The organism is Halosimplex salinum (assembly GCF_003730195.1).
In the GTDB taxonomy this organism is placed as follows: domain Archaea; phylum Halobacteriota; class Halobacteria; order Halobacteriales; family Haloarculaceae; genus Halosimplex; species Halosimplex salinum.
In genome coordinates this window covers 211,026-235,329 of the sequence record NZ_QWGG01000007.1, presented here as the reverse complement: position 1 = coordinate 235,329, position 24,304 = coordinate 211,026, and the positions used below count along the sequence as shown (strand labels likewise).

The 24,304-nt window shown below is 70.1% G+C and carries 24 protein-coding genes; 12 read left to right on the top strand and 12 right to left on the bottom strand.

The window, feature by feature from the left end; genetic code table 11:
• Positions 1-50 precede the first annotated feature (50 nt).
• Entirely contained in the window at positions 51-194 is a 144-nt protein-coding gene (locus D1409_RS24715; protein WP_164471765.1) for a hypothetical protein, read from the bottom strand.
• Positions 195-316: 122 nt separating this feature from the next.
• Here D1409_RS24715 and D1409_RS17845 point away from each other — a divergent pair, with 122 nt between their 5' ends.
• Positions 317-1,012, top strand: coding sequence for a class I SAM-dependent methyltransferase (locus D1409_RS17845; RefSeq protein WP_123538340.1), 696 nt, complete (start codon positions 317-319; stop codon positions 1,010-1,012).
• 43 nt (positions 1,013-1,055) lie between these two features.
• Here D1409_RS17845 and D1409_RS17840 read toward each other — a convergent pair whose 3' ends face one another.
• Positions 1,056-2,018, bottom strand: a complete 963-nt coding sequence (locus D1409_RS17840; RefSeq protein WP_164471764.1) for a patatin-like phospholipase family protein — start codon at positions 2,016-2,018, stop codon at positions 1,056-1,058.
• Between the two features lie 149 nt (positions 2,019-2,167).
• Between D1409_RS17840 and D1409_RS17835 the strand changes: the two genes are divergently transcribed.
• Positions 2,168-3,709, top strand: coding sequence for a SagB/ThcOx family dehydrogenase (locus tag D1409_RS17835; protein WP_123538338.1), 1,542 nt, complete (start codon positions 2,168-2,170; stop codon positions 3,707-3,709).
• A gap of 15 nt (positions 3,710-3,724) precedes the next feature.
• Here the strand turns inward: D1409_RS17835 and D1409_RS17830 are convergent, their stop codons facing one another.
• Positions 3,725-4,963, bottom strand: a complete 1,239-nt coding sequence (locus D1409_RS17830) for an outer membrane protein assembly factor BamB family protein (protein ID WP_164471763.1) — start codon at positions 4,961-4,963, stop codon at positions 3,725-3,727.
• 155 nt (positions 4,964-5,118) lie between these two features.
• Here D1409_RS17830 and D1409_RS25605 point away from each other — a divergent pair, with 155 nt between their 5' ends.
• Complete coding sequence (locus D1409_RS25605) at positions 5,119-5,241, top strand: hypothetical protein (RefSeq protein ID WP_268895830.1); 123 nt, start codon at positions 5,119-5,121, stop codon at positions 5,239-5,241.
• 247 nt (positions 5,242-5,488) lie between these two features.
• Here D1409_RS25605 and D1409_RS17825 read toward each other — a convergent pair whose 3' ends face one another.
• Positions 5,489-6,421 (bottom strand): sulfide-dependent adenosine diphosphate thiazole synthase, encoded by a 933-nt coding sequence (locus D1409_RS17825; RefSeq protein ID WP_123538336.1) that lies wholly within the window; start codon positions 6,419-6,421, stop codon positions 5,489-5,491.
• A 153-nt stretch (positions 6,422-6,574) separates the two neighbouring features.
• On the opposite strand from D1409_RS17825, the gene D1409_RS17820 reads away from it, so the two are divergent.
• The 5 genes from D1409_RS17820 (at position 6,575) to hutH (ending at position 13,407) form a co-directional block, all read left to right on the top strand.
• Positions 6,575-7,504, top strand: coding sequence for a thiamine-phosphate synthase family protein (locus D1409_RS17820; protein ID WP_123538335.1), 930 nt, complete (start codon positions 6,575-6,577; stop codon positions 7,502-7,504).
• Between the two features lie 62 nt (positions 7,505-7,566).
• Positions 7,567-9,369 (top strand): urocanate hydratase, encoded by a 1,803-nt coding sequence (gene hutU, locus D1409_RS17815; RefSeq protein ID WP_123538334.1) that lies wholly within the window; start codon positions 7,567-7,569, stop codon positions 9,367-9,369.
• On the top strand, positions 9,362-10,480 hold the full coding sequence (gene hutG / locus D1409_RS17810) for a formimidoylglutamase (protein WP_123538333.1): 1,119 nt from the start codon (positions 9,362-9,364) through the stop codon (positions 10,478-10,480). The genes hutU and hutG overlap by 8 nt, the downstream gene beginning before the upstream one ends.
• Positions 10,473-11,774 (top strand): imidazolonepropionase, encoded by a 1,302-nt coding sequence (hutI, locus tag D1409_RS17805; protein WP_123538332.1) that lies wholly within the window; start codon positions 10,473-10,475, stop codon positions 11,772-11,774. The genes hutG and hutI overlap by 8 nt, the downstream gene beginning before the upstream one ends.
• Positions 11,767-13,407, top strand: a complete 1,641-nt coding sequence (gene hutH, locus D1409_RS17800; RefSeq protein WP_123538331.1) for a histidine ammonia-lyase — start codon at positions 11,767-11,769, stop codon at positions 13,405-13,407. Before hutI ends, hutH begins: the two co-directional genes overlap by 8 nt.
• A gap of 33 nt (positions 13,408-13,440) precedes the next feature.
• Here hutH and D1409_RS17795 read toward each other — a convergent pair whose 3' ends face one another.
• From D1409_RS17795 to D1409_RS17770, 6 genes are all read right to left on the bottom strand, one after another.
• A complete protein-coding gene (locus D1409_RS17795; protein WP_123538330.1) occupies positions 13,441-15,993 on the bottom strand; it encodes an AAA family ATPase in 2,553 nt (850 codons plus the stop codon).
• A gap of 107 nt (positions 15,994-16,100) precedes the next feature.
• The gene (locus tag D1409_RS17790; RefSeq protein ID WP_123538329.1) at positions 16,101-16,856 is read right to left on the bottom strand and encodes a 4-phosphopantoate--beta-alanine ligase; all 756 of its coding nucleotides are present in this window, start codon (positions 16,854-16,856) and stop codon (positions 16,101-16,103) included.
• 74 nt (positions 16,857-16,930) lie between these two features.
• Positions 16,931-17,647, bottom strand: a complete 717-nt coding sequence (locus D1409_RS17785) for a helix-turn-helix domain-containing protein (RefSeq protein WP_123538328.1) — start codon at positions 17,645-17,647, stop codon at positions 16,931-16,933.
• A gap of 75 nt (positions 17,648-17,722) precedes the next feature.
• Positions 17,723-17,992: a UPF0058 family protein gene (locus D1409_RS17780; RefSeq protein WP_123538327.1), complete on the bottom strand. Its 270-nt coding sequence runs from the start codon at positions 17,990-17,992 to the stop codon at positions 17,723-17,725.
• Positions 17,993-18,195: 203 nt separating this feature from the next.
• Complete coding sequence (locus tag D1409_RS17775; RefSeq protein WP_123538326.1) at positions 18,196-19,053, bottom strand: pantoate kinase; 858 nt, start codon at positions 19,051-19,053, stop codon at positions 18,196-18,198.
• Positions 19,054-19,113: 60 nt separating this feature from the next.
• Complete coding sequence (locus D1409_RS17770) at positions 19,114-19,638, bottom strand: SHOCT domain-containing protein (protein ID WP_123538325.1); 525 nt, start codon at positions 19,636-19,638, stop codon at positions 19,114-19,116.
• 122 nt (positions 19,639-19,760) lie between these two features.
• On the opposite strand from D1409_RS17770, the gene D1409_RS17765 reads away from it, so the two are divergent.
• The 4 genes from D1409_RS17765 (at position 19,761) to D1409_RS17750 (ending at position 22,069) form a co-directional block, all read left to right on the top strand.
• Positions 19,761-20,063 carry a UPF0175 family protein gene (locus tag D1409_RS17765; protein ID WP_123538324.1) on the top strand — a complete coding sequence of 101 codons (303 nt, stop codon included), beginning with the start codon at positions 19,761-19,763 and terminating at the stop codon, positions 20,061-20,063.
• Entirely contained in the window at positions 20,064-20,579 is a 516-nt protein-coding gene (locus tag D1409_RS17760; protein WP_123538323.1) for a hypothetical protein, read from the top strand.
• A 187-nt stretch (positions 20,580-20,766) separates the two neighbouring features.
• A complete protein-coding gene (locus D1409_RS17755) occupies positions 20,767-21,603 on the top strand; it encodes a bacteriorhodopsin (protein WP_123538322.1) in 837 nt (278 codons plus the stop codon).
• A 73-nt stretch (positions 21,604-21,676) separates the two neighbouring features.
• Entirely contained in the window at positions 21,677-22,069 is a 393-nt protein-coding gene (locus D1409_RS17750) for a group I truncated hemoglobin (protein WP_123538321.1), read from the top strand.
• A gap of 72 nt (positions 22,070-22,141) precedes the next feature.
• Here D1409_RS17750 and D1409_RS17745 read toward each other — a convergent pair whose 3' ends face one another.
• Positions 22,142-22,762 carry a hypothetical protein gene (locus tag D1409_RS17745; protein WP_123538320.1) on the bottom strand — a complete coding sequence of 207 codons (621 nt, stop codon included), beginning with the start codon at positions 22,760-22,762 and terminating at the stop codon, positions 22,142-22,144.
• A gap of 112 nt (positions 22,763-22,874) precedes the next feature.
• Entirely contained in the window at positions 22,875-24,179 is a 1,305-nt protein-coding gene (aspS, locus tag D1409_RS17740) for an aspartate--tRNA(Asn) ligase (protein WP_123538319.1), read from the bottom strand.
• Positions 24,180-24,304 lie beyond the last annotated feature (125 nt).

The following is a 24,304-nucleotide window of genomic DNA, read 5'->3' as shown; positions in this document are numbered from 1 at the left end:
GAAACTGGTTACGGTCCGGATCCGGTCCGCGCCCGACCGGACCCGCCGGTCTATATCTCGCTCCCGTCGAAGCGCTCGTGGCGCTGGTCGTCCAGCTCCGCGAGGTGCTCCCTGATCACGCTACGCCGCCCCTTGCGATTGCACGCCGGCGCCGGACACGAGACGTACTCCCGCTGCGCTGTGTCACCGGACATACTGTCCGCTACGCACCGACCCGTCAAAAGTTTCGCCGAAGCTATAACTTCCCGGATACGTCACCGAACCGATCCGAAATAAATATACACTAGTGCATGAATTTGTGCATTAGGATACGAATATGGCCGGAGAGAAGTTCGAAGTCGAGGCCGACTTCCTGACGATCGGTCGCACGTTCGCGGAGTACCGACGGATGTTCGACCTGACAGCGGAGGACCTGGCGGGACGGGCGCTCCTGGACTGTGGCGGCGGGGCGGGGGCGTTCACGGCGACGGCGGCGGAACTGGCCGACAGCGCCGTGGCGGTCGACCCCCTCTACGGGCCGACTGCTGAGGAACTCGAAGGGGACCTCGACGCGGCCGTCGAGTACAACGTGGGTCAGTTGCGGGAGAAAGCGGATCTGTTCGTCTGGGACTTCTACGGCGACGTGGACACCCGCGGGCGATACCTCCGGGCGGCCGCCGAGCGGTTCCTCGCCGACTACGCCACCCATCCCGACCGATACGTCGCCGACGGAATCCCCGACCTCCCGCTCGACGACGACAGCGTCGACCTCGCGCTGGTGGCGAACCTCCTGTTCGTCTACGACGACCGGCTCGACCGTTCGTTCCACGAAGCGTCGCTCCGCGAACTCGCCCGCGTCGCCCGCGAGGAAGTCCGCGTCTTCCCGCTCGCCTCGCTGGACCGCACTCGCTCCGAGTACGTCGACCCGGTCGCCGACGCGCTCCGCGCGGACGGTCACGCCGTCGAACGCCGCGAGGTCCCCTACGAGTTCCAGCCCGGCGCGACTGAGATGCTCGTCGTCGAGCCCGTCTGACTCGCACCGACGACTGATCGCCCCCGCCGACTGCCCCGTTTCGTCAGTCCAGTTCGGCGAGCAGCGAGTCGGCGGCCGCCTCCCCGCGCGCCAGCAGGCCGCAGATCAGGTCGGGGTCGCGGTCGAGCCGCGAACTCAGCGGCAACTGTTCGGAGAGCGTCAATCCGCGGACGGTGACGGGTTTGTACCGCTCGCGGGGGAGCCAGCCGCGCTCGACCCAGTCGGACACCCGGTCGACGAAGCCGACCTGCCCGGTGAGGGAGATGTCGCCCGAGAGCTCGCTGCGGCGGTCCGCGATCGCCCGCTGGCTCCGTGGCTCCCGGTCCCGGCGCATCGGGTTCACTCGAAAAATCCAGATCTCGTCGGGTTTCTCGTCGGCTCTGTCCGGTTCGGAGAGGAACGGACTCACCGGCGGGTTGCGCGCGAACAGCCCGTCCCAGTGGGGAACGCCGTCGAGGTCGACGGCCGGGAACACCGTCGGGGCGGCCGCCGACGCGAGGAGGACGCGCGGGCGCAGGTCAGCCGCACCGAACGCCCGGAACTCGCCCGACAGCACGTCGACACTACTGACGAACAGCCGCGGGTCCGCCGCTCGCACCGGCCGGTCGAAGTCGACGAACCGCTCGATGACGTCGCGCAACTCTCGCCGACCCGCCCACGCGGCGGGGTTTGCGTACGGACTCACCGAGGGGAGCGGGAACCCCGCCGTCTCCAGCGCCGTCACCCACACGCCGACGTCGTTCGCCGCCCGTTCCGGGAGACTCCCCGCCGCGATGTCCCTCCAGAGCGCACGCACCCGTTCCGGGACGGCGTCGGGCCCGTCCGTCCGCAGCGCGTCCCACGCGGCGGCCGCCGTGATCGCCCCGCCGGACGTGCCGCTCAGCCCGTCGACGACGTATCCCCCGGGCAACTCTTCGAACAGTCGCGCCAGCGCACCGGCCGCGAACGCCGTGTGGCTTCCCCCACCCTGGCAGGCGATCGCTACCGACGTGGAGTCGCTCGCCATACGAGTCGGTTCGCCGTCACGACTCATAGTGTTGGTGACGTGACTGGAACCGGGTCGGAGAGTGCGACGTGGACGAGACCCGGCACCGCCGGTTGGTGAGTCCTACCAGGCGCCGCCAGCGGTTAGTCCCGGGCGGTCGAACCCCCTGCATGGTCGACGCCCGCGACTACCACGAGCGGACGAACCACTCGCCGGAGCGCCTGCGCGAGGACTCGTTCCGACTCGACCGGTCGAACCAGCCCCGCCCGTACAAAGTGTACGAATCCCTCCCCCGGTTCGCGCCCGACGGCGACCCCGATCCGCCCGAGACGCCCGCCCTCGCGGCGATCTCGACCACCGACCCGGACCCGCCCGCCGCGGCTCCCGCCGAGTCCGACGACCCCGACGTCGAGACGCTCTGTCACTACGCGACGGGGATCACGAAAGAACTGGAGGTACAGGGGCAGCCGATGCCGTTCCGCGCCGCCGCCTGCACGGGGAAGCTCTACCACGTCGACCTGTACGCCGTCACCGGCGACTGCGGCCGGTTCGACGCCGGCGTCTACCACTTCGACCCGCACTCCGGCGAGTTCGACGTGCTCCGGGAGGGCGACTATCGAGGCGTTCTGGCCGCGGCCTCGGGCGAGTACCCGGCCGTCGCCGACGCGCCGGTCACGTTCGTCGCCACCTCCCAGTGGTGGCGCAACGAGTGGAAGTACCGAGCGCGCACCTACCGCCACGCGTTCTGGGACTCCGGGGCCATCCTCGCGAACCTCCTCGCCGTGGCCCAAGGGAGCGGCCACCGCGCCGAGGTCGTCACCGGGTTCGCCGACGACCCCGTCCTCGACCTGCTGGGCCTCGACGCCGACGAGGAGGCGCCGCTGGAACTCGTCCCCGTCGGCTCTGGCGCGCCCGTCCCCGACGGCGCCTCCGCACCCGCGGTCGAACCCATCGACCCCGAGGAGCGCCCGCTCTCCGACGACCCCGTCGACTACCCGCTCGTCCCGGACGCGTGGCGCCAGAGCCGACTCGACGACGGCGCGGCCGCCGACGCCTGGCGCGAGGGGTTCGCCGCCGAAGTCGCCGACGCCTCGCTGGGGGCCCGTCCCGACACCGGCGGCGAGCGGATCCAGCTACACCCCGTCGACGCGGAGACCGCGTCGGCGCGCCCCGTCGGAAACACTATCGAGCGCCGCGGCTCCTGTCGCGAGTACAGCCACGACCCGATCAGCGCCCGGAAGTTCGCGACCGTGCTGGACCGGGCGCTCCGCGGGACGCCCGCCGACGCCTTCGCCGGCGACCTCGACGGCCTCGTCGAGTGCTACTGCCTCGTCCACGCCGTCGACGGCATCGACCAGGGCGTCTACGAGTACCACCCCGGGAGCGACGAACTGGAGCGGGTGGGCGAGACCGACCGGGAGACCGCCGGCCACCTCGCGCTCGGCCAGTCCGTCGTCGGCGACGCGGCGGTGAACGTCTACCTCGTCGCCGACGTGGACGCCGTCGTCTCGGAGTTCGGCAACCGCGGGTACCGCCTCGCGCAACTGGAGGGGGGCATCGCCCTCGGACGCCTGTATCTGGCAACGTACGCGCACCTCGAACTCGGCGGGCGCGGGTTCACCTTCTTCGACGACCAGGTATCGGAGTCCCTCTCGCCCCACGCCGACGGGAAGACGCCGATGACGCTGTTCGCGTTCGGGAAACCGGCCTGAGAGGAGTCGGGCCCGCTACGCTTCGGCGAGCGCGTGCAGCGTCTCCTCCTCGGAGGGCACGTACAGTCGCCCGTCGGCGAGCGCGGGACTCGAGACGACCCGCCCGTCGATCGAGTGGTCCCACGCCGTCTCGCCGGACGAGGCGTCGAGGGCGTAGACCATTCCCGTCGTCGTCCCCACGTAGAGGACGCCGGCCGAGAGGATCGGCCCGTCCACGGCGTTGCCCTCGAGCGACCGCTCCCAGTGCAGATCGCCCGACGCCGCGTCGAGCGCCAGTGCTGCTGTCGTCGACGACGCCGGACGTTTGCTCCCGACGTACACCGTCCCGTCGGCGTAGGCCACCGTCCGCGGGACGACGACCAGTTCGCTCTCGTCGTACTCCCACTCCATCTCGCCGTCGTCCGCCGAGCGAGCGGTGACGTACTGTTCCTGGAGGAAGACCGACCCGTCGGCGACGGTCGGCGTCTGGTGGCGGAGCACGACGCCGTCCACTCGCCAGACCTCGTCGCCGCTCTCGGCGTCGACGGCGAGCAGGTCCCCCTTGCTCCCGTCGTCCGGCAGCGTCGTGAGGTACACCGTCCCGTTCGCGACCGCGGGCGCGACGCCGATCCCGTGGTCCGTCGTGAACGACCACGACTCCTCCCCGTTCGACGCGTCCAGCGCGACGAGTTCGCCCGCCGATTTCCCGACGTACACCGTCCCGTCGACGACGGTCGGGGACCCGTGTACGGGAACCTCGTCGTACGTCCACTGCTCGGACCCGTCCGACGCGTCGAGCGCTCGCATCCCGCCCGCTTCGAGGTAGAGCGTCCCGTCGAGGACGGTGAGATACGCCGGGCTGTCCTCTAGCTCCTTCGTCCACGCTTCCGTTCCGGTCTCGGCGTCGAGAGCGGCCACCCCGCCCGGCGACTCGACGTAGACCGTCCCGTCGGCGACGACCGGCGTCACCTCCGACCGCTCCGCCGTCGACGCCGTCCACACCTCCTCGACCGACGACTTCGGACCCGGGGCCCCCGCCAGCCCGGTCGTCGCCGAGTCGCGATGGACTCTCGGCCACCCGTCCGGCCCGCCGGTTGCGAGAGGACCGCTCAGGCCGCCGCTACCGTCGCCGCCGTCGCTGTTACCGCCGTCACCGTCGCCGTTACCGCCCCCGTCACCGTCGTCGGCGTCGTCCCCGCCGTCCCCGTCGGACGAGGTCAGTCCCCCGAGACAGCCAGCCGCGCCGATAGCACAACCGATTCCCCCGATTCGCAACAGCCGCCTTCGTGTCGGCCCCCTGTTCATACACCTCCACTGGGAGGAACGCCGGCATAAGTTTGCTGTTCGAAGTGGGTCGAACGTGAACGTCCCTCGACGGTGACCGGGCAGGCGTCGGAAAGCCTACGACCGCGCTTCCGGTCGTGGACAGCGTGAGCAAGTTCGCCGTCACGACTCCGGGACCACCCCAGAGCATCGTGGCCGTGCTGGTCCTCCTGTTCGCGCTCTACTACGCGAAGCGACTCTACGACTGGGCGAGGACCGAGTTCTTCTGAACCCGCCGGTAGCTCGAGTGACTGCGACCGACGGCCAGCGATGAAAGCCCTCGACACGCTCGCTCGCGGGTCGCTGCGCTCACCGGAAGACTCACTCCGTTCGTCTTCCGAGCCCTGTCTCACTTCGTTCGACAGGACCCCGTTCGCGTGTCGAGGTGCTCGCTTCGCTCGCACCTCGCTCTCGCTGTCGCTCGGGACACTCGACAGCGCGCGCCGAAAACGGAGACGTGACTGCGAGACCTCGACCCTAGTCGTCGGCGGGCGTCGCGGCGTCGCGGCTGGTCAGGTCGACGGGCTCCGCGTCGACCTCCAGTTCGTCGAGCGCGACCTGCGCGGCGCGCTTGCCGGAGACGAGCATGGCGCCGAAGGTCGGGCCCATGCGCGGGAGGCCGTAGGTGGTCGCGGTGGCCATGCCGGTGACGACGAGGCCGTCGTGGGCGAGGCCGGTGTGTTCGACGACGGCGTCCTCACTCTCGCCGACCCACATCGAGTCGTGACCGGGCGAGTCGTGGCCGGGCGCGCCGTAGGTGTCGTCGCCGGTCTTGTCCATGCCGCTGGCTTCCTCCTCCAGTCCGGGAGCGTTGAGGACGCCGCGCTCGTCGAGCTTCTTGACGGCCATCGCGTCGTGGCCGGTGGCGTCGATGACGAGGTCGGCCTCCACCGCGATGGGGTCGACGCAGGTGATCTCTCGGGGCAGCGCGTGGACCGGTGTCCAGTTCATGACGATGCCTCCGACCCTGTGATCCTCGCGGATCACGATGTCGGTGAACTCCGTCATGTTCTGCATCTTCGCGCCCGCGTCGCAGGCGGCCTTGATGAGGCCGGAACAGGCCTCCGGGCCGTTGGCGACGTACAGCCCCTCGCTGTCCTGGGACTGCTTGTGGTCGACCTCGAGCTCGTCGAGGACCTGCTGTGCGGGGTCGCGAACGGTGACCTTGTTCATCAGGAAGCCGCCCAGCCAGAAGCCGCCGCCGAGGTAGTTGTTCTTCTCGACGACCATCACCTGCACGCCGCGCTCGGCGAGCTCCTTCGCGGCCATCAGCCCGGAGGGGCCGCCACCGACGATGATGACGTCCGAGTCCGAGAAGTCCATGAACTCCTGGGTCCACTCCTGCCCGATGGCTCGCGTGACTTCCGCTTCGCCGACGTCGCTGAACTTGTCGAAGCCGTCTTGGCTCATATAACTGGGTGTTAACAGCCGGTGGTAAAACCCCTTTCGCTATGAGTCGCTTGTACAACCCAGCTTTCTATCGGGCGGATCGGTCGTCTCGACGGCCGAGGAGCGGCCCCGTTGTACAACGGGCTTATACGACGGCCGGGCGAAGCCGGGGGCATGTCGCTGCGGCTCCCGAGCGAGATCGTGGTCGAGCGCTTCCTGCCGACGGCGCGGACGATGCTCGCCGCCGAGTTACACGACCGGGGATTCACCCAGAAGGAGGTCGCCGACCGCCTCGGCCTCACGCAGGCCGCCGTGAGCAAGTACCTCCGCGGGGACGTGACCGTCGAGGAGCGCTTCGCCGAGGACGAGCGCATGCGCGCCACCGTCGAGGCCATCGCCGACGGGTTCGTCGCCGGCTCGATGGACGGCTACGAGGCGCTCGCCGAGTTACTGGACCTCGTCCGCGCCTTCGAGGACCGGGGGCCGATCTGTGCGGTCCACGAGGAGGAGATGCCCGCGCTGGAGGGGCTCGGATGCGACCTCTGCGTCCGCGGGACCGACGACGCCGTGCTCGCCGAGCGCGAGGCGCTCGCGGCGGTCAGACGGGCGTCCCGCCGGATCTCGAACACCCCCGGCATGGCCGACCACGTCCCGAACGTGGGGACGAACGTCGGCACCGCGGTTCCCGACGCCGCCGACGCGACGGACGTGGCCGCCGTCCCCGGACGCCTCCAGGCGGTCAACGGCCGGATCATGGTGCCCGCCGACCCGGAGTTCGGCGCGTCCCAGCGCGTCGCCGAGACGATCCGGGCGGCGATGGCCGTCGACCCGGCGGTCAGGGGCGCGCTCAACCTCGGGACCTCCGCGGAACTGCTCGACGCCGCCAGGGAGCGAGGGATCGACCCCCTCGAATTCGACGCCGACTACGAGAACCGCGGCGAACGCCTCCGCGCACTGTTCCGCGACCGCGGTGGGGTTCCCCGAGTCGCCTACCACGAGGGCGCGTTCGGCATCGAACCCGTCTGCTACGTCTTCGGCGAGACGGCCACAGAGGCGGCCGACCTGGCCGTCGAACTCGCCGAGCGAGCCGACGGAGCGGTCTGACGAGCGCCGAGCGCGTCCGCGACCGCCACCGTCCTTTTGTCCGTCTCGCCCCAAGCCATCGCATGGCACAGCAGACGACCGACAGCGCCGCGGTCGGCGAACCCAGCGACCAGTGGCGCGCCTACCAGGGGGCGCCGACGGGGACCGACATCGAGTGCGAGGGGTGGCGACAGGAGGCCGCGCTCCGCATGCTCAACAACAACCTCGACCCGGAGGTGGCCGAGCGACCCGAGGATCTGGTCGTCTACGGAGGGACCGGCCGCGCCGCCCGCTCGTGGGACGCCTACGACGCGATCCTCGACGAACTCCGCGAACTGGGCGACACCGAGACCCTGCTCGTCCAGTCGGGCAAGCCCGTCGGCCGGTTCGAGACCCACGAGCGCGCGCCGCGGGTCCTGATCGCCAACTCGAACCTCGTCGGAAAGTGGGACAACTGGGAGCACTTCCACGAACTCGAGGCGAAGGGCCTGATCATGTACGGCCAGATGACCGCCGGGTCGTGGGCCTACATCGGCACGCAGGGCATCATCCAGGGCACCTACGAGACGCTGGCCGAAGCCGCCCGCCAGCACTTTGACGGCAGTCTCCGGGGCCGCATCGTCGTCACCGGCGGCCTCGGGGGGATGGGGGGCGCCCAGCCGCTCGCGGTGACGATGAACGAGGGAGTCTGTATCGCCGCCGAGGTCGACGAGGCTCGAATCGACCGACGTATCGAGACCGGCTACTGCCAGGAGAAGACCGACGACCTCGACGCGGCCATCGAGCGCGCCGAGGAAGCGGCGGCAGCCGGCGAGCGCTACTCGGTGGGCGTCCACGTGAACGCGGCCGACATGCTCGAAGCGATGCTGGACCGGGAGTTCGTCCCCGACGTCGTCACCGACCAGACCGCCGCACACGACGCGCTGGAGGGGTACTACCCGTCGGGCTACACCGTCGCGGAGGCCGACCGCCTGCGCGAGGACGACCCCGAGCGCTACGAGCGCGAGAGCCTCGACACGATGGAGCAGCACGTCGACGGGATCCTCGAGATGCAGGAGCGCGGCGCGGTCGCCGTCGAGTACGGCAACAACATCCGCGGCCAGGTGGCCGACTGGCGGGTCGAGCGCGCGGCAGGAGCGGACGCAGACGGTGACCGCCAGTGGCCCCTCTCCGGCACCGCGGCCGGCGACTGCGACGCCTTCGACTTCCCCGGGTTCGTCCCTGCCTACGTCCGTCCGCTGTTCTGCGAGGGCAAGGGCCCGTTCCGCTGGGTCGCGCTCTCGGGCGACCCCGCCGACATCCACCGCACGGACGAGGCCGTCAAGGAACTGTTCCCCGAGAAAGACGCGCTCCACCGCTGGATCGACCTCGCACAGGAGCAGGTGTCGTTTCAGGGCCTCCCCGCACGGGTCTGCTGGCTCGGCGCCGAGACCGACGATCAGGGGCTCACCGAGCGCGCCCGCTTCGCCCTCCGGATCAACGACCTCGTCGCCGACGGCGATATCGCGGCGCCCGTCGTCGTCACGCGCGACCACCTCGACGCCGGCAGCGTCGCCTCTCCCTTCCGCGAGACCGAGGCCATGAAGGACGGCTCGGACGCCGTCGCGGACTGGCCGATCCTCAACGCGCTCCTCAACTGCGCGGCGGGCGCGGACATCGTCTCAGTCCACGACGGCGGCGGCGTCGGCATCGGCAACGCGCTGCACACCAACAACCACGTCGTCCTCGACGGCTCCGACCTGGCCGCCGAGAAGGCCCGCCGCGTCTTCACCACCGACCCCGGGATGGGCGTCGTCCGCCACGCCGACGCGGGGTACGAACAGGCGAGCGAGCAGGCCGACGCTTCTGACATCCCGATCCCGATGGAGGCACGCCGCGATGGCTGACGGGTCGGAGTCGGGTGTCGATGCCGCGTCGGATAGGCTGACCGACCCTCCCGACTGGGTCGGCCCCTCCGACGACCCCGACGACGCGCAGTTCGGACACGTCGTCGAGCAGACCACCGTCGACGACCTCGACGAGTACGGCGTCGTGATCGTCGGCGAACCCTACGACGGCGCGGTGATCGGCCGACGCGGTGCGGCCGAGGGACCGGCCGCGATCCGCGAGTCGCTCGCCGCGACGAAGACCCATCACGTGGACCTGGGCCCGATCTCCCTCGCGGGCAAGCGTGCCGACGAGGACGGCGAGAACGTCGCATCGGAACGGATCCACGGCCCGACCGGATCCGGTGGGAGTATCGCCGACCTCGGCGACGTGGTGCTTCCCGTGGACGGCGAGCGCCACGGCGACGACGGGAGCGGTGAGGATAGCGACCCCTCCGTCGAGCGCGTCCAGGAGCGGGTCCGCGAAGTGACCCGGGAACTGTACGGGCGCGGCACCGTCCCGGTCTTCCTCGGCGGCGACAACTCGCTGACCTACCCCAACGCCGCGCCGCTTCTGGACCGGGGCTCGCTCGGCGTCATCAGCTTCGACGCCCACCTCGACTGCCGCGCGGTCGGCGAGGCGGGGCCGACCAGCGGGACGCCCTACCGCCAGCTCCACGAGGCCGGACTGGACGAGATGGTCGTTCTGGGCGCCCGGAACTTCGAGACCTCGACCGCCTACCACGACTACCTCCACGAGCACGGCGGGCGGGTGTTCACACCGGCCGACGTGGCCGAGGCGCCCATCGACGTGATCGACGACGCCATCGCGTCGCTGGGCGACGTGGACGCCATCTACGTCAGCGTCGACCTGGACGTCCTCGACGCGACCGCCGCGCCGGGCGTCAGCGCGCCGACGCCGGGCGGCCTGACGACGCGGGAACTGTATCGCCTGCTCGAACACGTCGCGGTCCACGGCCGCGTCGCCGGCTTCGAGGTCGTCGAGTGCGCGCCGCCGCTGGACCGTGACGGCCGCACCGTCGACGCCGCCACGCGCGCCGTCGCACACTTCTTCGCCAGCCTCGCGGCGCCGAAGGGTCGCCACTCCCGACGGGGGGCCCTCGATGGGTGACCTCGACGCCGTCGTCCACGACGCCACCGAAGTCGCGACCGCGACGGGCGACCTCCAGAGCGACGACCCTGCGGCCATCGTCGGGGACGGCGCGGTCGCGGTCGTCGACGGCGAGGTCGCCGCCGTCGGCCCGACCGACGAGATCACCCGCGAGTATCCGCCGGAGAACGCCACCCATCCCGTCGACGCGACCGGACGGGCGGTGATCCCGGGCTACGTGGATTCGCACACGCACGCGCTGTTCGCGGGCGACCGCTCCGACGAGTTCGAGGCGAAACTCCGCGGGACGACCTACGGCGAGTTGCTCGCCGAGGGCGGCGGCATCCACCGGACCGTCGAGGCGACCCGCGCCGCGAGCGACGCCGAACTGCTCGGCAACCTGCTCGGCCAGCTAGACGTGATGGCCGTCCACGGGACGACGACCGTCGAGGTGAAGTCGGGCTACGGCCTCGACGCGGAGACCGAACTGCGGATGCTCGACGTGATCGACCGCGCCGACGACCGCCACCCCGTCGACGTGGTGCCGACGTTCATGGGCGCCCACGCGGTTCCGCGGGACTACGATGGGAGCGGTGACCCCGCCGACGCCGACGACTACGTGGATCGGGTCGTCTCCGAGCAGTTGCCCGCCGTCGAGGAACAGGGCGTCGCCGAGTTCTGCGACGTGTTCTGCGACGAAGGGGCGTTCACCGTCGAGCAGTCCCGGCGCGTCCTCGAAGCGGGGCGAGAGCGCGGCCTGACGCCGAAGGTCCACGCCGAGGAACTCGCCCACCGCGGCGGGACGAAACTCGCCGCGGAGGTCGACGCGGCGAGCGCCGACCACCTCCTGCACGCGACCGACGAGGACGTGCAGTCGCTTCTCGACGCGGACGTGACGCCCGTGCTCTTGCCGGGCACCGCCTTCGGCCTCGGCGCCGACTACGCCGACGGGCGTGCGATGGTCGACGCCGGCGCGCCCGTCGCCGTCTCGACCGACTTCAATCCGAACTGCCACTCCCAGAGCGTGGGCTTCGCGAGCGCGCTGGCCTGCGTCGAGATGGGACTCACGCCCGCGGAAGCGCTTGTCGCGGGCACCCGCAACGGCGCCCGCGCGCTCGACCGCGACGACCGCGGGGCCATCCGCGAGGACGCTGCCGGCGATCTGGTCGTCCTCGACGCCCCCTCGCACGTCCACGTGCCCTACAGCTACGGCGTCAACCGCGTCGCCACCGTGCTGAAAGGCGGCGACCTCGTCGTCGGTCCCGGTTCCGACGAGGGGCTCCCGACACGCGACGGGGGTGAGCCCGATGCCTGAGGTCGTCCTCGACGGCGAGTCGCTGACCCCCGAGCAGGTCGTCGCCGTCGCCCGCGAGGAAGCGGCGGTCTCGGTCGCCCCCGACGCCCGACAACTGGTCCGTGCCTCCCGCGAGCGAGTCGAAGACGTGGTCGAGAGCGGCGAGGCCGTCTACGGCGTCAACACCGGCTTCGGGGAACTCGTCGACGAGCGCATCCCGGCCGACGAGATCGAGACGCTCCAGACGAACCTCCTCCGCAGCCACAGCGCCGGCGCCGGCGAGGAACTGCCGGTCGAGGCCGTCCGCGCGATGTTGCTGGCGCGGGTCAACGCCCTCGTCAAGGGGTACTCGGGCGTCCGAGAAGTCGTCGTCGACCACCTCGTCGCGATGCTGAACGAGGGGGTCCATCCGGTCGTCCCCCACACGGGAAGCCTCGGGGCGAGCGGCGACCTCGCACCGCTGGCCCACGCGACCATCGTCCTCCTCGGCGAGGGCGAGGCACGGGTCGACGGCGGAGAGGATCCAAGCGCCAGCGACGGCGACGGCGAACGCCTCGACGGCGCGGACGCACTCGCCCGCGCCGGCCTCGAACCGCTCACCCTCCGCGCCAAGGAGGGACTGGCCCTCATCAACGGCACCCAGTTGACGGTCGGTCTGGGCGCGCTCCTCGTCGTCGACGCCGAGCGACTCCTCCGCGTGGCCGACACCGCGGGCGCGCTCACGACCGAGGTGACGATGAGTTCGACGGTGCCGAGCCACCCCGCGATCCAGCGAGTCAGGCCCCACGCGGGACAGGCCGCGAGCGCCGCGAACGTCCGCCGACTGACCGCCGGTTCGGAGGTCGTCGAGTCACACCGCAACTGCGACCGCGTGCAGGACGCGTACTCGACGCGCTGTCTCCCGCAGGTCCACGGCGCCGTTCGCGACGCCGTCGCACACCTCCGCGAGGCCGTCGCGGTCGAACTCAATAGCGCGACCGACAACCCGCTCGTCTTCCCCAGAGACGCCGTCGCCGACCCCGGAACGGACGAGGGTGCCGCGGCCGCGGCCACCCGCGCCAGCGGCACCGACCGCGCGGCCGTCCTCTCGGGCGGCAACTTCCACGGCGAACCGCTCGGGCTCCGGATCGACTACCTCGCGAGCGCGTTGACGGAACTCGCGGCCATCAGCGAGCGCCGCGTCGACCGCATGCTCAACCCCAACACGCAGGAGCCACACCTCCCGCCGTTCCTCACCACCGAACCCGGCCTGCGCTCGGGCTACATGATCGCCCAGTACACCGCCGCCGCGCTGGTGAACGAGTGCCGAGCCGACGGCCGCCCGGCCACCGACAACACGCCCGTCAGCGGCAACCAGGAGGACCACGTCAGCATGAGCGCCACCTCGGCGTTCCAGGCCCGCGAGACCGCCGACCGTGTCGGGCGCGTCCTCGGGATCGAACTCCTCTGTGGCGCGCAGGCCGCGGAGTTCGTCGACGACGGACTCGCCGCCGGCCGCGGCACCGGCGCGGCCTACGAGGCGGTCCGCGAACGGGTGCCGCCGCTCGACGACGACCGCCCGCTCGCAGCGGAGATCGAGTCCGTCGCCGATCTCGTGACGTCCGGCGACCTCGAAGCGCGCGTGAACGCGGCACTCGACGAACCGCTGGCCTGAGCGGAGCGGAGCCGTCGAGACGGATGGGCCGAGTCAGCCCGAAAATCGCAGATTCGAACCCACGTCGCTGGCGTCGTAGCGGTCGCCGTCGTCCCAGTTGCGCAGGCTGGACTGGGTCTCGAAGAGGGCGGTGTCGAGGTGCTCCTCGCGGATCGAGTCCCCGTCCTGCAGGGCGTTGCGCGCCGCGTTCTCCGCGAGCAGTTCGAGGTCGCTCGCGGCGTACCCCTCGGTCCCCTCGACGACACGGTCCCAGTCCACGTCGTCGGCGACCGGCCGGTCGGCGAGGTGGACGTCGAGAATCGCCCGTCGCGCCTCGCCGTCGGGTGGCGGTACCTCCACGCGCTCGTCGAACCGGCCCGACCGCCGGATGGCCTGGTCGACGTCCTCGAGGAAATTCGTCGCGCCCACGACCACCACGTCGTCGTCCTCCAGCGACTCGAGTTCGGTGAGTAGCTGGTTCACCATGCCCTGCTGGCCGGACTGGAGGTCGCCCCGCGACCCGGCGACGGCGTCGATCTCGTCGATAAAGAGGAGACACGGCGCGTTCGCGCGAGCGATGTCGAACATGTCGGCGACGTTCTGCTCGGGCTTGCCCATCCACTTGCTCGTCAGGTCCGCGGGCGACACCTCCACGAAGGCGTGGCCGAGTTCGCCCGCCAGCGCTCTCGTGACGTGGGTCTTCCCACAGCCCGGCGGCCCGTACAGCAGCAGGCCCGAGAGCACGTCGATGTCGTAGCGCTCGTAGGCCTCGGTGTTCTCCAGCGGGTCGAGCACCGTCTCCCGCAGTCGCTCCTCGAGGTCGGCCATGCCGCCCACGTCCGCGAACGACTGGTCCACGTCGACCGAGACTAGCGAGTGCGCCGACAGGTCCACCCCGTCGGGCTGGACGACGTGCGTCCCCTCCTTGTGGGAGACGCCGACCCAGTCGCCGATGCTGGAGTCGGTCCCCTCGAGTCCGGCTTCGAGGTGCGACTGGCCGATCGGCGCTTCGTCCCGGAGCGCCTCGCGCGCCGCGTTCTCCGCGATCAGTTCGAGGTCGCTCGCGGCGTAGCCGACCGTCCGCTCGACGACGGGCGAGAGGTCCAGATGCTCGACCGTCGGCCGTCCGGCGAGATGGAGGTCGAGGATCGCGCGGCGAGCCTCTGCGTCGGGCGGGGGCACCTCGACGCGCTCGTCGAAGCGACCCGACCGGCGAATGGCGGGGTCCACGTCCTCGATGAGGTTCGTCGCGCCGACCACGACCACGTCGTGGTCGTCCAGCGACTCCAGTTCGGTCAGGAGCTGGTTGACCAGCTGTTGCTCGCTGGAGTTCATGTCGCTCTCGCCGTTCCGGTCGCCGGCGATACCGTCGATCTCGTCGACGAAGAGGAGACACGGGGCGTTTGCACGGGCGATCTCGAACACGTCGGCGACCTTCCGGGCCGGTTCGCCCATGTACTTGCTCGTCACGTCCGCGGGCGACACCTCGACGAACGAGTGGCCGAGTTCGCCCGCCAGCGCCCTCGTGACGTAGGTCTTCCCACAGCCCGGCGGCCCGTGGAGGAGGACGCCGTTGACGACGCTCAGGCCGTAGGCGGCGAAGCGCTCGGGGTCGGTCACCGGCCGGACGACCTTGTGACGCAGCGTCTCCTTCAGGTCGGCCATCCCGCCGACCTGCCCGAACCCACTGTCCGGCGACGGGTCGACCAGCGACTCGGCGTTCATCTCCACGCCGTCTGGTTGGACGACCTCGGCCGTGCCGTCGCCACTGTCGCTCCCGCGTCCGCCGGTCGACGGAACGGGGTCGGGTCCGCCCTCGTGGTTGGTCTCGGCACCGCCCGTGGCTCCGGTTCCGCCGTGGTCGTCCTCCGCGTCGTCCGCGGCCCGCTGGACGCGGTCGAGGTCGACCTCGTGGCCGAACTCGCCGATCACCGTCGGGTCGCCCGACACCCACTCGGCCACCCAGCCGTCCGGGTGGTCCACGTCCGCGTCGCTCTCGTCCCGGAATGAGACCAGATACGCGTGGTCGGCGGCGTCCGCCCGGAACTCCGCGAGCCAGAAGGGGAGATACACCCGCTGGACGTCCGTCACCTCGATCCCGCCGTCCGGGTCGAAGTCGTTTGGCAGGCCGTAGGCGTCCCTGAACTTGTTGAGGAAGACGGCGGCGGCCTCCTCGCCGGCGGCGGCCCGGCGGTCGCGGTAGTCGATCAGTCGCTCGACGAGGACGCTCTCGGCGCGGTCGTTCGTCGCCTGGAACTCCAGCATCACCGTCGTCCCCAGCCCCGGGTGGTCGACACCGAGGTCGAACCGGTCGGTTCCGACCGTCACCGGATCGGCCGTCCCGTCCACGTACTCGTGGACGAACCGGTCGTTCCCGTCCATCAGTCCGTCGACCAGCGTGGTCGTCGTCTCCGTGCTCGTCCCGAACGACAGCAGCTCGGAGGCCTCGTACTCGAACTCGAGACGGAACGCCGGGTAGAGCACGCGATGGAGGCGGTCGAGTCGTTCGCCGGGACCGAACGGCGTGACCGCCCGCTCCTCCAGCGTCGCGCGGACCGTCTCCTCGTCGGGCAGGCGGCGGTCGAAGGCGAACTGCGCCGGCAGCACGTCACGACCCCCCGTCTGCGTGAATCATTACACTCGACTGTCACGGACAGCCGTAAGAATCTTTCTGAGCGGCGACGACCGGCGGCCCTGTCCCCCGAGGCGTCGGTCTACTCCTCGGCCCGCTCGCCCTCGCGGATCGCCCGCTCGGCGGCCGCCAGCGCTTCGCCGGCGTCGAACTCGTCGACGATCGCTTCGAGCGTCTCGCGGTCGGCGTCGGCCAGTTCGCGGGCGTGCTCGGTGATCGCGGGCACCGCGCGGATCACGTTGTCGACGACGGGCACGTCCGCGGCCCGCGCGGAGCGCGAGAGCGGGTTGAGGTCGATCACGATCTCGACTTTGCCCAGTTCGCCCAGCGCTTCCGCGCGGTCGCCGTCCTCCAGCGGGACGAGCACCACGTCGGCGGCGCCGATGCCGTCCGCGTCGACCTTCGCTCGTTCGTGATCGAGACCCGGGATCCGCCCGTCCGCGGTGAGCCCCTTCACGTCCTTCGCACCGTGCTCGCGGAGGTGGTCGGCGATCGCCTCCATCCGTTCTGGCGTGCGGTTGAACAGGTTCACCTCGATCTCCGCGCTCGTCGCATCACCGAGGTCGACGGTCTCGCCCGGGACGAGCGCGGCGACGTTCCCGTTGACCGAGAGCACCGGGTGCTCGGCGAGCAGGAGGTGGGCCGCGGCGGCGCGTTCGGCCTCGTCGGCCGAGGGGAGGGTTCGCTCGCCGAGCAGGTAGTCGAACGCCTCGCCTCGACCCTGGGCGATGAGCCCCTGCTGTGAGGTGATACCTTTCTCGACGCCGGCCTCGATGCGGTGGCGGGTCAACAGCGACTCGTACCGGGGGTGACTCTCCGGGACCTCGACGTCGGTCATACCCGACAGTCGCGGGCGACCGTGGAAAATCCGACGTTTCCGGGAGCGGCTCAGACGGGCTGGCCCGCGAGTGGTCACTCCGTGTCGATCCGATGACTGGGCGCGGAGTTGCCCTCCTCGAGGAGGGCGGCGAGGAGCTTGCGCTGTGCGGCGCGCAGGTGCTGTGAGAACGTCGAGGGAGAGATGTCCAGCCCGGCGGCCACTTCGGCGCCGGTCGTCGCCCGCGGCCGCTCGAAATAGCCCGCGCCGTAGGCGGTGACGAGCACCTCCCGCTGCCGGTCCGTGAGTCGCCTGGCCAGCACGTCCTGCACGCGATGGCGGAGGAAGAGCGGGCCGTCCTCCGGGCGGTCGCGCTTGGCGACGAGGTCGGCCGACGGGTGTTCCTCGGTGAACGAGTTCACCACCGACCCCGGGTCTCGCGACGGCATCACCTCCGCGACGACGCGCCCCTCGCCCTCCTCCGCCCAGAGGTCACGGAGGAACGCCTCCTCGTCCGCGAGCGTCGTCGCGACACAGGCCGAGGGCTCCTCGACGCGGAACACCACGACACCGTTGTCGGTGTACTCGTCGACGAGCAGTTCCTCCACCGGCTCGACCTCCGTGATGGTCTCGACAGCCGAATTCGAGGCGTCGCGGACCTCGAAGAACTCCAGGTACTCACCGCCCGACGTGGGCAACAGTTCCCGGAGGATACACCGACAGGAGCCGACTTCCGACCCGCTGACGAACGGGTACTCCTGGTCGGTCACCCGGAACTCGAGTTCCGTCGGCTGTTCGTCCGGCGCCGTCATCCTGTCGTTCGACGTAACGGGTATCCGCGTAAGAACGTTTTGTCGGTTCCCTGTCGAGAGGCGCCGTCTCCGCGGTCACTCCGCATACCGGTCCGTCTCCTCCCCGGCGTTCCGCCGCGACTCACCGACAGCGTCGACGTCCGACGCGACGACCGAACTCAACTCGTCCGCGAGCGCGAACACCGCCCGTTCGTGGACGGCTTTCGAGCGGTGGACGGCCGTCGGGGAGACGTCCATCGTCTCGTACTCCTCGAACGCCTCCGTCGCCAGGTCCCGGTCGTGTTCGAACTCCTCTCGGACGAGCGCGAACAGCGCGTGCAGGTACAGTGATTCACGTTTTCGCATGGATTGACTCCGTTCGTTCGAAGGTCCGGGTTGGGTTCGGACCTCGGGGGCGGAAGGCGCGAGGTCGGGATGGAGTGGGGTGGGGTGGGGTGGGACAGTGCGGACCGACACCGTTCGGGTCGGTCGGTCCGTTCACTCGTTTGGAAGCCAGCGGGGAAAAACGAATACCTGATTACTACGGTCCGTTCCGGTCGGAGAGGCGTCTACTCCGGGAGCGACCGGTCGCTGGGCGGGTCAACGAGTGTCGCCCCCGTCGGGTCGATCCGACACACGGACGGGTCGTACCCCGCGTCGGAGAGCCCCGTCCCGAGCGCGACGACCGTCTGTCCGAGCATCCCCATCGCCGCCTCGCCGCCCGCCTCGGCCACGTCCGTCACGACCTCGTAGACCCGGTCGGAGACGAGGTCGGCCTCCCGGGAGAACTGCCGCGAGGCGCCCATGAACATCGACAGCGTCGGCTCCTCGACGAGCGCCGAGAGCGCTCGTTCGCCCGCCGTCGAGATGGCCTCGGTGTCGCCACCGATGACCTCGCTCGTCGGGAGTTCGCCGAACGTCTGGAACTCGACGCGCGAGCGGGCCGGCACCGCGTCCATCCTGTTGACCTGGGGACTGCCCGGTTCGAGCCGTATCGGGACACCGCCGTGGAGTTGTGCGACGACGTCGCCCAGCCCGGTCCCCGCCTGCACCTCCGCGCCGTGAGCGACCGTCGCCAGTTCGTACGTCGAGAGCCGGCGGTCGAGCAGGTCGTTGGTCGCCAGCGCCGCACCGAGCGCCGTCGCGCCCGAGACGCCGAAGCCGGACCCGACCGGGAGGTCCGTGACGCCGTGTACCCGGACGGTCGCCTGCAGCGCGTCGAGCACGCGCTCGACCGCTTCGATCTCGACCGACTCGCCGTTCAACACCACGTCACGGTCGTCCGCGTGCCGAACCGTGACGGTCACTCCTTCCGAGAGCGCCAGTCCCGCGCCCCGCGAACCCGCCTTCGTCGGGTCGTCGTCCCGGTCGACAGTGAAAAACCCCGTCACGTGTCCCGGGACGAACGCCCGTGCCACCGCTGTCATTGTCTCACCCTCGGCGCCGCGCGTGTAATCAGTTTCGTCCTCCGGCCGCGTCGTCGCCGGTCAGGCCCGCTCTACCTCGTCCGCGTCGTCCGCCGTCCGCTCGCGTGGGTCCGTCCTCCGCTCACGTGGGTCCGTCGTCCGCTCGCTACGCTCGTCGTCCCTGCCGAGGAACGCCTCGGCGTCGTCGACCGACTCCGTCTCCAGCAGGCGCTCGACGCGCGTCTCGAACTCGACGTCGTCGATCTCGCCGCGGGCGTACCGCTCGCGGAGGCGTTCCAGGGCCTCGTCGGCCGTCCCGGAGCGACCGCTCGCCGCTCCCGGCCGCGCGGCGCGGTCTCGCCCGGGTTCGTCCGCTCGCTCGGACTCGTACCACTTCGCGAGCGCGACCGCGAACGGCATCCCACCGCCGAATCCGACCGGGAACGCCACCCAGAAGTAGTCGACCCCGAGGAACATGAGCCCGAAGGCGACGCCGAGGGTCAGGAACGTCACCGCCCCGGCGGCGACACCGACGAGCGGCCCCTCCCCCGCGTCGCCGTTCTCGTCGACGTCACGACCCTCGTGTTCGTCCCGTTCCAACGCCATGTTCGAAGCGTGGAATCCCCCGCATTTGTGTCTACTCGTTCGGAACCCCCCACTTCGTTCCCGCTCTGGTGCCGGGTGGACCCATAGAGTTATTGTATGCGGTGTTAGACAACGTATCGAGCATGCCGTCAGTGAGCGCACGCCTCCCGATGGAGGAGAAGGAAGAACTGGACGACGTCGCCGAACTGCTAGACGAGGACCGGAGTACGACGATCCGGAAGGCGCTGCGGGAGGGACTCGCGGAACTGCGCGCCCGGCGTGCCGTCGAGCGCTACCAGACCGGCGACGCGTCGGTCGCCGAGGCCGCCCGGATCGCGGGCGTCTCGCTGGGCGAGTGGCTGGAGATGGCCCACGAGCGCAACCTCACGACACAGCTGGCGGCCGAGGACCTGAGCGACGACGCCTACACCGCGCAGGAACTGTAGATGACTCGCATCTACGTCGGCCCCACGTCGCTGTACGCGCTCGGGCAGGTGGGCGAACTCGACCTGCTGAAGAGCTTCGACGGCCGGCTCGTCGTCCCGACGGTGGTCCGGGAGCAGGTCACGACGGAACCCGCCCGGAGCGCGCTGGAGGCGTTCCTCGACGAGACCGACGTGTCGACCGCCGTCCCCGATTCCGCCCACGAGCAGGCCACCGAGGTCGTCGGTATCGAGGCCGACACCCACGAGGCCGCGATGCTCGCGGGTGTCATCGCGCACGGCGACCCGGACGACCGTCACGCGGTCGCCGTCGTCTCGGAGGACCGCCGCGTCCGCCGCATCGCCGAGGGGCTCGGCGGCGCGGTCACGAGCAGTTTCGGCGTCGTCGCGCGCGCCGCCTCAGAAGACAAGTACCTCTCGCGCTCGCAGGCCCGCCGGATCGTCCGCCGGATCGACGCCAACGGGATCCAGATGACCGGCGAGATGCGCTCGCAGGCGGTCGGTGCTGTCGGGGACTGAACTGCCGTCCGCAGGCTGTAGTGTGGTCGTGGAACGAGTCGGCGATCCAGCCGGTGACCGAGACCCATTCTGGCCGCTTGAGACGACGTTCCGGCAGTTTCCGGGCGATCTATCGCCGGTTCGTCACTTTCGTCCCAGCATAGTTGGGTACTGGTTACTACAGTGACGCGACCGAGGTTGTGACTACATGTCACCCGTCACTCCGAGCGCCGTCGCGCTCCAGGCGACACAGTCAGAGGTGTTCGACCAGATCCGGAACGACGCGTTGCTGTCGTCGTCGCTGTGGGCGAACATCGCGCTCGCGGGGCTGTCGATCCTGCTGTTCGTGTACATGGGACGCAACGTCGAGGGATCGCGTGCGAAGTTCATCTGGGCGGCGACGCTCATGATCCCGCTCGTCTCGATATCCAGCTACACGGGGCTGGTGTCGGGGTTGACCGTCGGTTTCATCGAGATGCCGGCGGGGCACGCGCTCGCGGGCGAGGAGGTGTTGAGCCAGTGGGGACGGTATCTGACGTGGGCGCTGTCGACGCCGATGATCCTGCTGGCGCTCGGGTTGCTCGCGGACGTCGACACGCCGGATCTCTTCACCGTCGTCGCCGCGGACGTCGCGATGTGTCTCACCGGGCTCGCCGCCGCGCTCGTCACGTCCTCCTACGCGCTCCGGTGGGCCTTCTACGTCATCAGTTGCGCCTTCTTCGTCGTCGTGCTGTACGCTATCCTCGTCGAGTGGCCCCAGGACGCGGCCGCGGCCGGGACCGACGAGATTTTCGGCACGCTGCGGGCGCTGACGGTCGTGCTCTGGCTCGGCTACCCGATCATCTGGGCCGTCGGCGTCGAGGGGCTCGCGCTCGTCGAGTCCGTCGGCCTCACGTCGTGGGGCTACTCGCTGCTCGACATCGGCGCGAAGTACGTCTTCGCGTTCCTCCTCCTGCGGTGGGTCGCCGCGAACCAGGAGGTCGTCGACGGCTCCGGCCTCACCGCCGGCACCGGAAGCGGCGCGGCGCCAGTGGACGACGACTGAGCGGAGCCGGCGGCTGGTTGGGGCGCGTCGACGGCCCCGTCCACGTCCGGTGGCGCGGGCGGACGGTACACTAATGAGTCGCCACGACTCACAGTCCCCCGTGACCGTCGAAGACACGCTCTACGAGCGGTTGGGCGGACAGGACGCGATCGACGCGGTCGTCGAGGAGTTCTACGACAGGGTGCTCGCGGACGACGACCTGCAACCGTACTTCGCGGACACCGACACCGACGAGTTACGCGCACACCAGAAAGCGTTCATCTCGTACGTGGCCGGCGGCGAGGAAGCGTACGACGGCCCCGGAATGGGAGCGGCCCACGACCACCTGAACGTGACCGCCGAGGCGTTCGGTCGCGTCGCGGAGCACCTCGACGCGAGTCTCCGAGCCTGCGGCGTCGACGACCCGGAACGCGAGGGACTCCTCTCGGCAGTCGCCGATCTGCAGGACGACGTCGTGACGGCCTGAACGGGCCCGACACGCGCGTTTCGCGCCCGGATGGCCGGACTCCACGCGTCTGTCTGCGGTGCGGTCGGGTGGTCACTCCTCGTCGACGGTCTCGTAGAACTCGCCCTCGTCGAGCATCGGGTCGGATTCGAGGAACGTGACCCCCCGCGCCGTGGGCGCGACGCCGGTCTCCGCTTCGAACTCCTCGACCATGTCGCTCCCCCAGCCCAGCCCGACGGCGGCGTCGAACGCGCCGAACGGCTCGGTGAACATCGGCGCCGGCGGCGCGTGCGCGAACGCGCGAAACCGGAACTGGTGCGTCATCGCGAACCGGTAGAGCATGCCCTGCCCGGCCAGCCCCTGTTCGCCCTCGTAGCGGACCGCTTCCTCGGGCGCGTCCTCGACTGACCGATACAGCACCGCCTCGGTACAGGTCTCCGTCTCCGAGTCGAACGTCGCGACGACGGCTCGCTCCCACAGCGGCGCGCTCTCGACGAGCAGCCCCGGGACCGGCTCGTTCGTCAGCGTGTAGACGTACTCGGCGACCCACGCCAGATCCGCCGCTCGTTCCTCGCCGTCGCCGTCGACGAGGTCCCCGTGGACGTGGTCCTCGTCGGCGGGCACGTCCAGCGGATGGGTCTCGTCGAACCACTCGACCAGCGACGCTCGGGCGTCCGCGTCCGCGCACTCGAAACTGTATGCCGTCCACTCCACAGCGCATCGTTCACGGTGACGACCAAAAAAGTAGCCGTGCGTTCGCGGTCGGGTCGGCGACGATACGGAGAGAGCCGCTGGCTGCCCCCGACCGCGGCGAGATCGAGCGACTCTACGGAGAGAGTCGCTGGCGATCTCGCGGGAAGAGAACGGCTTCCCGGATGTTGCCGAGTCCGAGCATCGTCATGACGAGGCGCTCGCCGCCCAGTCCCCAGCCGGCGTGGGGCGGCATGCCGTACTTGAACATCTTGGTGTAGTAATCGAACTGCTCGGGGTCGAGCCCCTGCTGTTCGAAGCCCTCGACGAGGTGGTCGTAGCGGTGTTCACGCTGGCCGCCCGATACCAGTTCCATCGTCGGGTGCATCATGTCGAACCCGGTCGACAGCTGCTCGCCGTCGTCGTGGTCCTTGATGTAGAACGGCTTGATCTCAGAGGGCCAGTCGGTGATGAAGTAGTGCTCGCCGACGTCCTGGCCGAGCGCGTGCTCGCCCTCGGTCGGCAGGTCGTCGCCCCAGACGAGCTGTTCGTCCAGTTCGCCGGTCGCGTTGATCCGCTCGATGGCCTCCTCGTAGGTGAGCCGCGGGAAGTCGCCCTCCGGCGCCTCGAATTCGTCCTGGAGGTCGAGCGCTTCGAGCTGTTCCTGACAGTTCTCGGCGACGCCCTCGTAGGCGGCTTTGACGATGGTCTCGCAGGCGTCCATCGCGTCAGTGTGGTCGTAGAACGCCGACTCGAAGTCGATGGAGGTCGCCTCGTTGAGGTGGCGCGGCGTGTTGTGCTCCTCCGCGCGGAAGATCGGACCGATCTCGAAGACGCGTTCGAGGCCGGAGCCGACCATCAGCTGCTTGAACAGCTGGGGTGACTGGTTCATGAACGCCTCCTGCCCGAAGTAAGTGATCGGGAAGAGTTCCGTGCCGCCCTCCGTGCCGGTGGCGACGATCTTCGGGGTGTTGATCTCCGTGGCGTCGAGGTTGCGGAAGGCCTCTCGCACCGAGCGCAGCACTTCGGCGCGGATCTCGAAGATGGCCTTGGTCTCGTCCTTGCGGAGGTCGAGGGTGCGGTTGTCGAGGCGCGTCGAGAGGTCGGCGTCGACCTTCCCCGAGGGGTCGAGCGGCAGTTCGGGGTCGGCCTCGGCGACGACGTCGAGGGAGTCGGGGGTGATCTCGACGCCGGTGGGCGCGCGCGGCTCTTCCTCGACGTCGCCGGTGACGGCGACGACGGACTCGCGGTGAACCCCGAGTCCGGTCTCGACGAGGTCGTCGTCCATCTCGTCTTTCTCGAACTTGATCTGGATCTTGCCGGTCGTGTCCCGGAGGATGAGGAAGGCGATGCCACCGAGGTCTCGGATCTCGTGGACCCAGCCGGCGACCGTGACGGTCTCGCCGGGCTCGGCCGCTGCAGTGTAAGTGCGGTCGTCCATGTGTGTGGCTTCCGGTGGCCCCGACTTAAGGACAGTCCTTCCGGGTCAGCGGTTCACACACCGCGCTACCGAATAGCACACGATCGGTTCGGTCGATCACAACGTTTCTGTCAGCGGGTGGAGAA

Coding starts and splice junctions, on each gene's coding strand:
- D1409_RS24715 (WP_164471765.1), bottom strand. CDS start 194: ATGTCCGGTGACACAGCGCAGCGGGAGTACGTCTCGTGTCCGGCGCCG.
- D1409_RS17845 (WP_123538340.1), top strand. CDS start 317: ATGGCCGGAGAGAAGTTCGAAGTCGAGGCCGACTTCCTGACGATCGGT.
- D1409_RS17840 (WP_164471764.1), bottom strand. CDS start 2,018: ATGGCGAGCGACTCCACGTCGGTAGCGATCGCCTGCCAGGGTGGGGGA.
- D1409_RS17835 (WP_123538338.1), top strand. CDS start 2,168: ATGGTCGACGCCCGCGACTACCACGAGCGGACGAACCACTCGCCGGAG.
- D1409_RS17825 (WP_123538336.1), bottom strand. CDS start 6,421: ATGAGCCAAGACGGCTTCGACAAGTTCAGCGACGTCGGCGAAGCGGAA.
- D1409_RS17820 (WP_123538335.1), top strand. CDS start 6,575: ATGTCGCTGCGGCTCCCGAGCGAGATCGTGGTCGAGCGCTTCCTGCCG.
- hutU (WP_123538334.1), top strand. CDS start 7,567: ATGGCACAGCAGACGACCGACAGCGCCGCGGTCGGCGAACCCAGCGAC.
- hutG (WP_123538333.1), top strand. CDS start 9,362: ATGGCTGACGGGTCGGAGTCGGGTGTCGATGCCGCGTCGGATAGGCTG.
- hutI (WP_123538332.1), top strand. CDS start 10,473: ATGGGTGACCTCGACGCCGTCGTCCACGACGCCACCGAAGTCGCGACC.
- hutH (WP_123538331.1), top strand. CDS start 11,767: ATGCCTGAGGTCGTCCTCGACGGCGAGTCGCTGACCCCCGAGCAGGTC.
- D1409_RS17790 (WP_123538329.1), bottom strand. CDS start 16,856: ATGACCGACGTCGAGGTCCCGGAGAGTCACCCCCGGTACGAGTCGCTG.
- D1409_RS17785 (WP_123538328.1), bottom strand. CDS start 17,647: ATGACGGCGCCGGACGAACAGCCGACGGAACTCGAGTTCCGGGTGACC.
- D1409_RS17780 (WP_123538327.1), bottom strand. CDS start 17,992: ATGCGAAAACGTGAATCACTGTACCTGCACGCGCTGTTCGCGCTCGTC.
- D1409_RS17775 (WP_123538326.1), bottom strand. CDS start 19,053: ATGACAGCGGTGGCACGGGCGTTCGTCCCGGGACACGTGACGGGGTTT.
- D1409_RS17770 (WP_123538325.1), bottom strand. CDS start 19,638: ATGGCGTTGGAACGGGACGAACACGAGGGTCGTGACGTCGACGAGAAC.
- D1409_RS17765 (WP_123538324.1), top strand. CDS start 19,761: ATGCCGTCAGTGAGCGCACGCCTCCCGATGGAGGAGAAGGAAGAACTG.
- D1409_RS17760 (WP_123538323.1), top strand. CDS start 20,064: ATGACTCGCATCTACGTCGGCCCCACGTCGCTGTACGCGCTCGGGCAG.
- D1409_RS17755 (WP_123538322.1), top strand. CDS start 20,767: ATGTCACCCGTCACTCCGAGCGCCGTCGCGCTCCAGGCGACACAGTCA.
- D1409_RS17750 (WP_123538321.1), top strand. CDS start 21,677: ATGAGTCGCCACGACTCACAGTCCCCCGTGACCGTCGAAGACACGCTC.
- aspS (WP_123538319.1), bottom strand. CDS start 24,179: ATGGACGACCGCACTTACACTGCAGCGGCCGAGCCCGGCGAGACCGTC.